This window comes from Pseudoalteromonas sp. 11L1 (genome assembly GCF_055397545.1).
Genome location: NZ_AP041141.1, coordinates 295297 through 307521 on the forward strand (window position 1 = coordinate 295297; position 12225 = coordinate 307521).

Annotated in this window: 11 protein-coding genes and 1 pseudogene; 6 read left to right on the forward strand and 6 right to left on the reverse strand. The window is 41.6% G+C overall.

What is annotated here, in order from left to right:
• Nucleotides 1–5 precede the first annotated feature (5 nt).
• Nucleotides 6–497, reverse strand: a complete 492-nt coding sequence (iscR, locus tag ACZ5WS_RS01375; protein WP_008113921.1) for a Fe-S cluster assembly transcriptional regulator IscR — start codon at nucleotides 495–497, stop codon at nucleotides 6–8.
• Between the two features lie 202 nt (nucleotides 498–699).
• Entirely contained in the window at nucleotides 700–1425 is a 726-nt protein-coding gene (trmJ, locus tag ACZ5WS_RS01380) for a tRNA (cytosine(32)/uridine(32)-2'-O)-methyltransferase TrmJ (protein ID WP_075170485.1), read from the reverse strand.
• Between the two features lie 61 nt (nucleotides 1426–1486).
• Here trmJ and ACZ5WS_RS01385 point away from each other — a divergent pair, with 61 nt between their 5' ends.
• Together ACZ5WS_RS01385 and ACZ5WS_RS01390 are read left to right on the forward strand one after the other, a co-directional pair.
• Nucleotides 1487–1669 carry a hypothetical protein gene (locus ACZ5WS_RS01385; RefSeq protein ID WP_464711456.1) on the forward strand — a complete coding sequence of 61 codons (183 nt, stop codon included), beginning with the start codon at nucleotides 1487–1489 and terminating at the stop codon, nucleotides 1667–1669.
• Nucleotides 1581–1823 (forward strand): annotated as a pseudogene (locus ACZ5WS_RS01390) (hypothetical protein); the annotation flags it as partial. The gene ACZ5WS_RS01385 and the pseudogene ACZ5WS_RS01390, both read left to right, overlap by 89 nt.
• A gap of 36 nt (nucleotides 1824–1859) precedes the next feature.
• Here the strand turns inward: ACZ5WS_RS01390 and ACZ5WS_RS01395 are convergent.
• The 3 genes from ACZ5WS_RS01395 to prlC form a co-directional block, all read right to left on the reverse strand.
• Nucleotides 1860–2615 (reverse strand): class I SAM-dependent methyltransferase, encoded by a 756-nt coding sequence (locus ACZ5WS_RS01395; protein WP_464710190.1) that lies wholly within the window; start codon nucleotides 2613–2615, stop codon nucleotides 1860–1862.
• Nucleotides 2616–2680: 65 nt separating this feature from the next.
• Complete coding sequence (locus ACZ5WS_RS01400; protein WP_464710192.1) at nucleotides 2681–3859, reverse strand: response regulator; 1179 nt, start codon at nucleotides 3857–3859, stop codon at nucleotides 2681–2683.
• Between the two features lie 162 nt (nucleotides 3860–4021).
• Nucleotides 4022–6073 carry an oligopeptidase A gene (gene prlC, locus ACZ5WS_RS01405; RefSeq protein WP_464710195.1) on the reverse strand — a complete coding sequence of 684 codons (2052 nt, stop codon included), beginning with the start codon at nucleotides 6071–6073 and terminating at the stop codon, nucleotides 4022–4024.
• Nucleotides 6074–6303: 230 nt separating this feature from the next.
• On the opposite strand from prlC, the gene gorA reads away from it, so the two are divergent.
• Nucleotides 6304–7665 carry a glutathione-disulfide reductase gene (gene gorA, locus ACZ5WS_RS01410; protein ID WP_464710196.1) on the forward strand — a complete coding sequence of 454 codons (1362 nt, stop codon included), beginning with the start codon at nucleotides 6304–6306 and terminating at the stop codon, nucleotides 7663–7665.
• Nucleotides 7666–7861: 196 nt separating this feature from the next.
• On the opposite strand, the gene zapE is transcribed toward gorA, so the two are convergent.
• A complete protein-coding gene (zapE, locus tag ACZ5WS_RS01415) occupies nucleotides 7862–8950 on the reverse strand; it encodes a cell division protein ZapE (protein ID WP_138609024.1) in 1089 nt (362 codons plus the stop codon).
• 121 nt (nucleotides 8951–9071) lie between these two features.
• On the opposite strand from zapE, the gene ACZ5WS_RS01420 reads away from it, so the two are divergent.
• The 3 genes from ACZ5WS_RS01420 (at nucleotide 9072) to ACZ5WS_RS01430 (ending at nucleotide 12151) form a co-directional block, all read left to right on the forward strand.
• A complete protein-coding gene (locus ACZ5WS_RS01420) occupies nucleotides 9072–9506 on the forward strand; it encodes a Z-ring associated ZapG family protein (RefSeq protein ID WP_075170488.1) in 435 nt (144 codons plus the stop codon).
• Between the two features lie 122 nt (nucleotides 9507–9628).
• Entirely contained in the window at nucleotides 9629–10981 is a 1353-nt protein-coding gene (locus ACZ5WS_RS01425) for a Do family serine endopeptidase (protein ID WP_054202364.1), read from the forward strand.
• 87 nt (nucleotides 10982–11068) lie between these two features.
• Nucleotides 11069–12151 carry a trypsin-like peptidase domain-containing protein gene (locus tag ACZ5WS_RS01430; protein WP_464710199.1) on the forward strand — a complete coding sequence of 361 codons (1083 nt, stop codon included), beginning with the start codon at nucleotides 11069–11071 and terminating at the stop codon, nucleotides 12149–12151.
• Nucleotides 12152–12225 lie beyond the last annotated feature (74 nt).

The following is a 12225-nucleotide window of genomic DNA, read 5'->3' on the forward strand; positions in this document are numbered from 1 at the left end:
CAACCTTAAAGTTGACAGCTTACTTGAATATTTTCCAACTGCTTAATTGCATCATTAACGCTGTTTTCTTGGCGAAGAGCGACCGCTTTAACGTCCGACTTTTCAACCAGTTCAGCTAAGGTAATATTATTTAAAAATTCTTCAATTCGTGCGCTTAAGTCTGACCACAATGTATGGGTTAAACAACGCATACCACTTTGACAACCAGTATTGCTTCGCTGACACCGTGTAGCGTCAACAGATTCATCTACCGCATTGATAACATCGCCAACTGAAATTACATCGGCCTCACGTCCTAGTAAATAGCCCCCACCAGGACCTCGAACAGAACTCACTAGCCCATTCTTACGTAAACGGGCGAATAACTGCTCAAGATAAGACAAAGAAATTTCTTGGCGCTGCGAAATATCTGCAAGCGCTACAGGGCCTATATTTGCATGTAGTGCAACATCCAGCATGGCTGTAACGGCATATCTGCCTTTTGATGTTAACTTCATAACGCCCCCCGCACAAAAGAGTGCAAATTTTAATTACCAGAGTAGATTAGTCAAGTATTATCCTTATTGGCTAGCCTCAAATGGCTGCCGATAAACTTGAAATACCCGACTGTTTTGGTCAAGTATTGGGTCTATTGTAATTACCTGAGTAATTTAGTCAAGTATTAGTGGGGTAATAAAAGGCGCTATTTATAACTAATTGCTATTTTATAGACTTATTAATTGAGGTAAGAATACCTCGTAATATGTTCATTTCAGCATCTTCAGGGCGAGCACGATTAAACAAGCGACGTAGCTTAGTCATTACCATGCCTGGGTGCTGCTTAATGATGAAGCCTGTTTTAAACAAGGTGTCTTCAAGGTGTTCGTAAAACAGCTCTGTTTGTTTAGACGATGGATATAGGGTTTCGTCTTCTTGTTGTTCCGCTTTAGGCTGTTGATTTAAAAATGCCATACGCGTTTCATAACATAAGGTTTGTACTGCCATCGCTAAATTTAGCGAGCTGTATTCTGGGTTAGCAGGAATACACACATGGTAATTACACAGTTGTAATTCTTCGTTTGTTAAGCCACTGTTTTCACGACCAAATACAAGTGCTACAGGGCCATTTACAGCTTCGCCAACAAGCTTTTCACCACATTCACGCGGCTCAACCATAGGCCACGACAATGTACGCGAACGGGCGCTAGTACCAATAGTTAATGCACAATCAGCAATGGCATCGGCAACCGTATCAACAACAACAGCATTACCAAGTACATCTGTAGCACCTGCAGCCAGTGCGCTGGCATGGCTATCTATTTCACAGGCAGGATCTACAAGGTATAACTTTGATAATCCCATGGTTTTCATGGCACGTGCCGCAGAACCAATATTGCCAGAATGTGATGTGTTTACTAAAACGATGCGGATATCATCTAAGATCATTACAGTGCTACTTATCGAGTACAAAAAAATTGCGCAAATTCTAGCATGAAAACGCGCTGAGATCCTATATTCAATAGTTGAGATCTTAAAGATCAGTTCGCGGTCAGCGGTCAGCGGTCAGCGGTCAGCGGTCAGCGGTCAGCGGTCAGCGGTCAGCGGTCAGCGGTCAGCGGTCAGCGGTCAGCGGTCAGCGGTCAGCGGTCAGCGGTCAGCGGTCAGCGGTCAGCGGTCAGCGGTCAGGTAGTAAAATAAAACACCGAGCCTTATGCAAGCCCAGTTTTTATATTATAGGTGAGAGTTTACCTCGCGCACTTTCACAACATGTCAAACTACCTGCGCGGCGTAAAGCCCCGCCTACGTTTAACCCAAACACCGTACTTGGCTTAATCTTTTGCTGACAACTGACAGCTGAAGACTAAAAACTGTTCTTTAACCTAAACCATCGCGGCTTTTACATACACATCAAAGCGGTTTTTCTTGGTTTTGATTTGCATGCTTGGGGTTTTATCATTTAAAAATGGTGCGTAATCGGGGCGTTTCACTACTACACGCTTACTGGCAAGGGGGTAAGCAAAATCGAGTAAATCATCGGCGTCGGTATCGCCACCCACTAACTCTTGGAATACCCGCATTTCTTTTTTAACCAGTGCTGATTTTTCACGGTGCGGAAACATAGGATCAAGGTAAACCACATCGGGCACGCTGTCACATTGGGCAAGTAAGGTATGGCTTGAGCCAAAGATAAGGCTCATATTTTGCTGCATCCATGGGCCAATTTCACTATCGTTATAAGCACGTTGTAAGCCATCATATAACAGTGCAGCAACCACGGGATGGCGCTCATGTAGAATTACTTTACAGCCTAGCGAGGCTAACACAAAACCGTCGCGTCCAAGGCCTGCTGTGGCATCGAGTACCACTGGCGTTGCGCCCTTATTAAGGCCAACCGCTTTGGCAATTGATTGCCCTTTACCACCACCAAATTTACGCCTATGTGCAACGGCACCAGTTACAAAGTCTACGTTAATAGCACCTAATTTTGGCTCGTCAGTTTTATACAGGCTTAGTCCTTTATCATCGTAATGCAAGCTAAAACCACTGCTTTGCTCTGCCCATTGAGCAAGCCCAAAGCGTGCTTCTAACTCATTTAAATAAGGTCGACACTCTTTAAACGCACACTGTATAACCACTTCACACTCCGATGATAAATTTCACCGTTATTATACCCAAACAAAGCCAATATACGATCTCTAGTTTAAAACAACTCAATATCGTTATTTTCGCTCTCAGGTTCTGGCTGCGTTTGTTGTTTACTTAGTTTTGTTTGAGTAATTAAGTCATCACGCTGTTGAGTGGTTGTTTTTAGTTGGTGCTTAATAAAGGCTAAATCATTAGTGGTTGCAACCAGCTGCTGTGATGTATGACTAAGCTGAGTTATTTGCTCATTAAATTGCGAAGCTGGTATCTCGTTGAGTGTTTGTATTAGCGATTGGAGTTGCTCAAGCTGCTCTGTAAGCTGGCTAATTGCACTCGTTTGCATGGCGTTTTGATTTTTAAGCTGTGCAACAATATCTTTAAAAGCAAGGGTTAGCTCATTGTCGCGCATTAGTCGATATTGGTACTGCTGTATAGTAACTACTTTTTCGTTAGTTACTTCTAAAATATGCGGAAATAAATCTTTATAGCGGCCATAAAGTGATGGCGTATCTACAGGCATATTTTTAATTAATAGTGAAATATTAGGGTAATTAATAATAGTACTATGACCAATATCAACAAAGCGTTCTGCATTTTTATGCTGTATGAGTAGCTCTTGCTCTAATGGGCATACGCCTGTTTCTTGGCTATAAAACATTCCCTGGTTATTTTGCCAAAAAACAACCACGACATTGAGGTGTAATGGAGTAAAAAAACCTAAAAAGTATTCACTTAATAATTCTAAATTATCGGCATGATAGCTTTGACAAACAAAACGCATAATGCGCCCCATGTCACCGGTTTCAATCATCGCCATTTCAGCTGTTTTATTGGCCTTTGCTATATCATATTGCAGTGTTGCACACTGCTTGCGGTACTGGTAAAGAATTTTAATCCGTGCCATCAGCTCCTGTGCGTTAAAAGGCTTTAAAATGTAGTCAGCCCCGCCAACACTAAACCCTTTAATACGTTCAGCTTGCCCCACTTTGGATGATAAAAACATTACCGGAATATCTGTTGTGGCTTTATTTTGTTTAATAGTTTGGCAAACCTCATAACCAGACATGCCTGGCATTTCAACATCAAGCAAAATAATATCGGGGTTATATTTAATCGCTTGTCTTATGCCATCTTCACCATTTTTGGCGTGGATCACTTTGCAAAACCCAGCTAAAGATTCTTCAATAATATGGTGCATTAATTTATCGTCATCAATTGCCAGTATTAACTTTGCCATACGTTAGTCCCTTTTAGTACTTTGTTCAAAGCATAGTACGCCATGTTAAAACTACTAAAATTTATTCAAAATATTCTTTAACAGCACTGTGTTTTAGGCAATAAAAAAGCGCCACTGGGGCGCTTTTGTAATTATATTTTAATCCGCAAAGGTCAACAGACCCTAAGCGGCGATGCCGCTGTGGCGCAGTAGTGCATCTACACTTGGCTCACGACCACGGAAGTTTTTAAACAGTGCCATTGGCTCTTCGCTGCCGCCTTTTTCAAGAATGTGCTGCATAAACGCTTGACCCGTTTGTGGATTAAAAATGCCTTCCTCTTCAAATTTAGAGTAAGCGTCTGCCGAAAGTACTTCAGCCCATTTATACGAGTAATACCCCGCGCTATAACCGCCCGCAAAAATATGACTAAAGCCATGCTGAAAACGGTTAAACGCTGGCGGCTTAATGACTGAGGTACGACTGCGTACATCATCAAGCACAGCTTGAATGTTACATGGCTGGCCTGAGTCGTAGTCATGGTGAATTTTAAAATCGAATAACGAGAACTCAAGTTGTCTTAGCATTTGCATACCTGAGTTGTAATTTTTAGCGGCCAATAGTTTATCTAGTAGCTCTTTTGGTAATGGCTCACCGGTTTCGAAGTGGCCTGAAATAAAACTTAGGGCTTCTTCTTCGTAACACCAGTTTTCTAAAAACTGACTTGGCAATTCAACGGCATCCCATGCTACACCATTAATACCAGCAACAGGCGCTGCATCTACTTGAGTTAACATGTGGTGAATGCCGTGACCAAACTCATGGAACAGTGTGGTTACTTCATTATGGGTAAACAAAGCAGGCTTATCGCCAATCGCTTTATTAAAGTTACACACTAAGTAAGCAACTGGTGTTTGAAGTTCACCATTAGCGCGCACTTTACGACCCATACAGTCATCCATCCACGCACCACCACGCTTGTGGTCACGGGCGTATAAATCTAAATAGAAACGACCACGTAAAGTGTTGTTGCTATCGTAAATTTCAAAAAAGCGCACATCTTTATGATACGTATCGATGTCTTTTTGCTCTTTAACCGTAATACCAAATAAGCGGTTAACCGTTTCAAACAAACCACTGAGCACTTTATCGGCAGGGAAGTATGGGCGTAATACTTCATCTGAAATCGCGTACTTTTCTTGCTTTAGCTTTTCGCTGTAATAACCAAAGTCCCATGCCTGTAGTTCACTAATACCGTGCTGTTGCTCTGCGTATTGTTGCAACTCTTTAAGCTCTTGCTCTGCTTGTGGCTTGGATTTAGCTGCTAAGTCTTCTAAAAATGAAAATACCTGTGCAGGTGATTCTGCCATTTTTGTAGCTAACGATTTTTCGGCGTAATTATTAAAGCCCAGTAATTGTGCTAACTCATGACGCAGTGCCAGTTCTTCACTCATAATCGCCGAGTTATCAAACTCTCCTGCATTTGGACCTTGATCGGATGCACGAGTAGAAAACGCGGTGTATGTTTCTTTGCGAAGTTCACGGTCGTCTGCGTAAGTCATTATAGGTAAGTAAGATGGGAAATCGAGAGTAAATACCCAGCCTTCTAAGTCTTTACTTTTTGCTGTATCAGCCGCTAATGCCAGTGCTGACTCTGGTAAGCCCGCTAGTTGGCTTTTATCGGTAATATGCTTATGCCATGCAAGCGTGGCATCCATCACGTTATTACCAAATTTTGAAGCAAGCTCTGATAAACGCGCACTAATTTCACCGTAGCGTTTTTGCTGCTCAGGATTTAGTGCAATGCCTGAAAGCTTAAAGTCACGCAATGCGTTGGTAATCGTTTTTTGCTGGGCGGTAGTGAGTGTTTTAAATTCATCACTGTTATAAAGCGCGCTATAAGCCTCATATAAACCTTGGTGTTGGCCAACAAAAGTAGAATATTCAGAAATAAGCGGTAAACACTGCTCATAAGCTTCGCGAAGTTCATCGTTGTTCATCACCGAGTTTAAATGTGACACCGGTGAAAATAATCGCGATAGTTTATCGTCAGCTTCTTCAAGGGGTAATACTAAATCATTCCAGGTGTATGATTGCTTTGCTAATACATCATCAATTGCACTGCGACAGTGCTCAATACCTTTTTTTAATGCCGGTACTACATGCTCTGGCTTTATTTTTGAAAAAGGCGGTAAACCTTCAAGCCCGATTAGGGGATTTGTTTGTGCATTGCTCATAATCATTCTCAGTTTGTGCAAATATAAAAATGAAGTTGGGGCAAAATACGTAAATACAAGGGGAAGTGTTCAGCTCTTAGCTTAATATACGCTCGACTAATAATACCTTGATCTTAACTAGCTTGGTTTTCGTTTGATGGTAGAGATTTTAGCAGCCCCGAACAAGTGACTTGTTCATCGCATATGATATTATCGGTAAAACATTGTTAAACACATTTAGAGGATTAAACATGGCTCAGCATTTTGATTACATTGCAATTGGTGGCGGTAGTGGTGGTATTGCATCAGCTAACCGTGCAGCAATGCGTGGCGCAAAAGTAGCATTAATTGAAGCTAAACACATGGGTGGCACCTGCGTAAACGTAGGGTGTGTTCCTAAAAAAGTAATGTGGCATGGCGCTCAAGTTGCTGAAGCAATTAATCTTTATGCTCCTGATTACGGTTTTGATGTTGAAGTTAAAGGCTTTGACTGGTCAAAGCTAGTAGAAAGCCGTGAAGCCTATATTGGCCGCATTCACAAAGGCTATGATAATGGTTTAGCTAAAAATGGCGTAACTGTGATCAAAGGTTTTGCAAAGTTTGTTGATAGTAAAACCGTTGAAGTAGATGGCGAACACTATACTGCCGATCACATTTTAGTTGCCGTTGGTGGCCGCCCTACTATTCCTAATATTCCAGGTGCTGAACACGGTATTGATTCAAACGGCTTTTTTGAGCTGAACGAACAACCTAAACGCGTTGCTGTTGTTGGTGCCGGTTATATTGCCGTAGAAATTGCCGGTGTGCTGCACAGCTTAGGTACACAAACTCACTTATTTGTTCGTAAGAGCAAGCCACTGCGTACCTTTGACCCATACATTATCGACACACTGGTTGATATTATGGCAAAAGAAGGCCCAACACTGCACACTGAGTGTTCACCAAAAGAAGTGGTAAAAGAGGCTGATGGCAGCTTAACGATTCATTTCGAGAATGGTTACAGCGAAAATGTTGATCAGGTTATTTGGGCTATAGGCCGCACGCCAACAACCGATAAAATTAACCTTGCTGCAGCAGGCGTAGAAGTAAACGAAAGCGGTTATGTAAAAGTAGATGAATACCAAAACACCACAGCTGAAAATGTATACGCTGTGGGTGATATTATCGAAAATGGTATTGAGCTTACACCGGTTGCTGTTAAAGCCGGTCGTACTCTATCGGAGCGTTTATTTAATAAAGAATTGCCGAACGATTTAAAAATGGACTACAGCCTAGTACCAACCGTAGTATTTAGCCACCCACCTATCGGCACAATTGGTTTAACTGAGCAAGAAGCTATTTCTCAGTACGGCAGCGAAAATGTCAAAGTATATAAATCAAGCTTTGCGGCTATGTACACCGCAGTTACTCAGCATCGCCAAGCATGTAACATGATGCTAGTGTGTGCAGGCGATGATGAAAAAGTTGTGGGCTTACACGGTATCGGTTTCACCGTTGATGAAATGATTCAGGGCTTTGCTGTCGCCATGAAAATGGGCGCCACTAAAGCCGATTTTGATGCGGTTGTAGCATTACACCCAACCGGGTCTGAAGAGTTTGTTACCATGAGGTAAGTTCGAGGTTCGAGATTCGAGGTTCGAGGTTCGAGGTTCGAGGTTCGAGATTCGAGGTTCGAGGTTCGAGGTTCGAGGTTCGAGGTTCGAGGTTCGAGAAATAAAAAACCTTGCGGTTAACATCGCAAGGTTTTTTATTTAGAAGTTAGATGTTTTGCTCGAGACCCGCAGCCCGTCGCCCGCTAACCTTCGTATTTTAAGCTAAATGCTCTCGGGCCAAATACTCTAACGATTGCATTTCTTGTAAGCGACTAATACAGCGTTTAAATTCAAAGTTTAAATTGCCTTGTGTATAGAGCTCGGTAATCGGTTTTTCTGCAGAGATAATTAACGTTACATTACGCTCATAAAATTCATCTACTAACGCAATAAAGCGCCTTGCTGCGTCATCATTATTTTGCCCAAGCTGTTTTACATTAGATAAAATCACCGTGTTATATAATCGGCTTATTTCCATGTAATCAACTTGGCTACGGGCAGTTTCACACAGTTCGCTAAATTCAAACATAACGATGCAGTCAGATACCTTACGGGCTTTGATCATCCGCCCTTCAATTTCTATTGGGGTGTCTAGTTTACCGACTTCTGGCGAGAGCTTGTCAAAATATTCGAATAGGTTTTTATCAGCTTGTTCATCAAGCGGGCTATGAAAAATTTCAGCTTGTTCAAGAGTACGTAATCGGTAATCAACGCCTGAATCTACATTAACTATTTCAGTATGCTTATTTACTAAGGCAATAGCCGGTAAAAAACGGGCACGCTGTAAACCATTGCGGTATAAGTCGTCAGGTATAATATTTGACGTGGCAACCAGTACAATACCGCGGGCGAATAATGCTTCCATTAAACCACCGAGTAACATAGCGTCGGTAATGTCTTGAACAAAAAATTCATCAAAACAAATTATGTCTGTTTCTGCTTTGAAAATATCGGCTACTGTTTCTAAAGGGTTGGCAGTGTTATTTAACTTTTTAAGTTCATCGTGTACTCGGTGCATAAAGCGGTGAAAATGCACTCGCATTTTTCTATCACCCGGTAAAGCTTCGTAAAAAGTATCAACAAGATAAGTTTTACCACGGCCTACGCCACCCCAAAAGTATAAACCTTTAATAGGAGCTGGCTCTGCTTTATTAAAAAGCTTTGCAAAAAAACCTTTAGATTGCGGTTTTGCTTGTGTTAAATCGTCGTATAAACGCTGTAAATGACGAACTGCATTTTCTTGTGCTGCGTCATGTACAAAGTCATCGCGTTGAAGGTCTTGCTGGTATGTTTGCCAAGGAGTCATATCTATTTACAGTTAAAACACAGTTTAATTTGTAAAGCATATTAACACGCATCAATACTCAGGGTATATTAGACTTAGTAGCATTTTAATTTTTTAGTTATTTTCGCATAGAGGTGAATTTATGGGTACATTTACATGGGTAGGATTAGTGGTAGTAGTTGCTATTGCTGCATTTTTCGTTGGTGCCTTTGTCACTAAAAAACAGTTTAAACAAGATGAATTAGAGCAACAAGCAGAGCAAGCTAAGCATTCGCTTGAGCAGTATCGCCAAGATGTTGCCGACCATTTAGCGAATACTGGTAAGTTAGTAAACAAAATGAAAGAAAACTACGATCAGTTATTAAGTCACGTTGAAGAAACTAATCAACTGTTACTTGAAGACAGAAATAAAGCCCCTGCTGAACCGTTTTTCTCAAAAGAAACCACAGAGCAATTACAAGCGTCATTAAAAGAACGTAGTTCAGATCGCTCAAACGCCGATGCTCAACCAGCTGATTATGTGTCGGGTAAGTCAGGTTTATTTGCAGGTGATGAGAATACTTCTAAAGCATCTTGATGAACTTTTTTTTGACCCCATAGTCTTTAGATATAACAGCTTTGTTGTTTTATCTTACTGATATACTTTTTTGAGGCTGCTTATTGCAGCCTTTTGCTTTTTAAGTGGAGTAAACCCTGACTATGAAAATGAAATTATCACTTATCAGTGCTGCTATTTTATCTACTAGCTTATTATTAAGTCCAACCGCCTCGTTTGCTAAGTTGCCGGTTGCCGTTAATGGTCAACAATTACCAACACTTGCCCCTATGCTTGAGCAAATCACGCCAGGTGTAGTGAGTATTCAGGTTTCAGGCTCTAAAGAAGTGCGTCGACGCGGTGACCCACTCGATTTCTTTTTTGGTAACCCGCAGCCACGTAGCCAAAAGCGACAGTTTAGTGGTTTAGGCTCTGGAGTTATTATTGATGCCGACAAAGGCTATGTGGTTACCAACAACCATGTAGTACAAGACGCCGAAAAAATGGTAGTTACCCTCGAAGATGGTCGCGAATATGATGCAACAAAAATTGGTAGCGATAAAGAGTCTGATATTGCGCTACTACAAATAGACGCAGATGAATTAACCGCTGTAAAACTTGCTAACTCAGATGACTTACGTGTCGGTGATTTTGCCGTTGCAATTGGTAATCCTTTTGGTTTAAGCCACACAGTTACCTCAGGTATTGTTAGCGCATTAGGTCGTAGTGGTTTAAATATTGAAGGTTACGAAGATTTCATTCAAACCGATGCCGCGATTAACCAAGGGAACTCAGGTGGCGCTTTAGTTAATTTAAACGGTGAGTTAATTGGTATTAATACCGCTATTTTAGGTGCATCGGGTGGTAATGTGGGGATTGGTTTTGCTATTCCATCAAACATGATGAAAAACCTTGTTGATCAAATTGTAGAACATGGTGAAGTACGCCGTGGCTCGCTAGGTATTTCAGGCCGCCCTCTTGATGCAGGCCTTGCCAAAGCACAGCAGCTTGATGTTAAACAAGGTGCTTACGTTATGCAGGTACTCGATGATACAGCTGCCAGCAAAGCCGGTATTAAAGCAGGCGATGTGATTATTAGCATTAATGGCAGTGAAATTAGTGGCTTCCATGAACTTCGAAGTAAAATTGCCACCTTAGGTGAAGGCCGTGAAGTACAGCTAGGAATTTATCGTGACGGTAAAGTTAAAAACGTCGAAGTTACTCTAGATGGCGCATCAGGAATTACAGCGGCAGGTGAAGAGTTACACCCAGCATTCCAAGGTGCAACACTTGAAAATGTGAAGAAAAACAAAATGAAAGGTATTGAAGTAACCTCTGTCGATCCTCGTTCACCATCAGCACGGGTTGGCCTCGAAGAAGGCGATGTTATTGTGCAAGTAAACCGTCAACGGGTAGAAAGCATTCGCGACATGAACCAAATTATCGACGATATTCAAGGTAATATTGTGTTAGGTGTTAAACGTGGACGCGAGTCTATCTTTGTATTAATTCAGTAATAATACAATAAAAGTAACAGCGGCACTTGCCGCTGTTATTTTTTTTGTGCCATCATAAAGGGATTGCTCACTAACAATAAGAATACCGTGCTAAAACTTCTAAAATTTGTACTTCCTCCTTTGTTTGCCGGTTTAGGCATAGCTTTTTTAGTGGTTTTTTTCAGCCCTAACATGCGTACCGCATTACTACCTAATGTTCCCCTGCCCAGTGCAATGACCGCCAGCCATTTGAGCTTTTCTGATGCGGTTAAACGCGCAGCACCATCGGTTGTTACTATTTTTTCAGAGAGTATTTCTAAAGAGCCACGCTACAAGCGCCAAAATACGGTGCAAGAGTTAGGATCTGGCGTGATCATGTCACCCGATGGCTATATATTGACTAATTATCATGTGATCAATAATGCCGATCAAATACTGGTGATTCTTACCGATGGCAGACGTTTTTTCGATGTACAACTTATTGGCTTTGATACCATTACCGATTTAGCATTATTAAAAATCAATGCCAACCACCTCCCTGTTATTCCTGTTAATGACAACTACACCACGAGTGTGGGTGATTTGGTGTTAGCAATCGGGAATCCATTAAATTTAGGGCAAACAATTACTCAGGGGATCATTAGCGCCACCGGTAAACAAAAAATTACTGACAGTCCCTACAATAATTTATTGCAAATGGATGCCGCTATTAACGTGGGTAATTCAGGAGGAGCGCTGGTAAATTCTAATGGCGACTTAGTAGGGATCACCTCAGCCCAATTTAAAACCCGTGAGAACTTGAACATTCAGGGAATATTTTTTGCTGTACCTTATACCCTTGCTAAAGAAGTTATGGGTAAACTTATTCGCCATGGTCGCGTTGTTCGTGGTTATTTGGGCTTTGAAGGCACTGCAGTAGATAGTACAGGCAAAGAGGTCAATGATAGCTTAACGCCTGTCGCAGGCATGCGTATTACCAATCTCGACCCTCTAGGTCCTGCATGGCAGGCGGGTATAGAAGAGCAAGACATTGTGATTAAAATTGCCGGGCTTTCAGTGGCTAATCCACAAAATGTATTAAAAAAGATTGGCAGTACCGAGCCAGGTAAAGAGATTGAGTTTGAGCTATACCGTAACGGTAAAATACAAAAAATAATGGTGAAAGTAGCCGAGCTCGAAACCAAGCTATAAAGCGCTTGTTTACCCTTTGACATCAGGTATAAAAAAACGCGATATATAATCGCGTTTTTTTATGCGTTAGAATA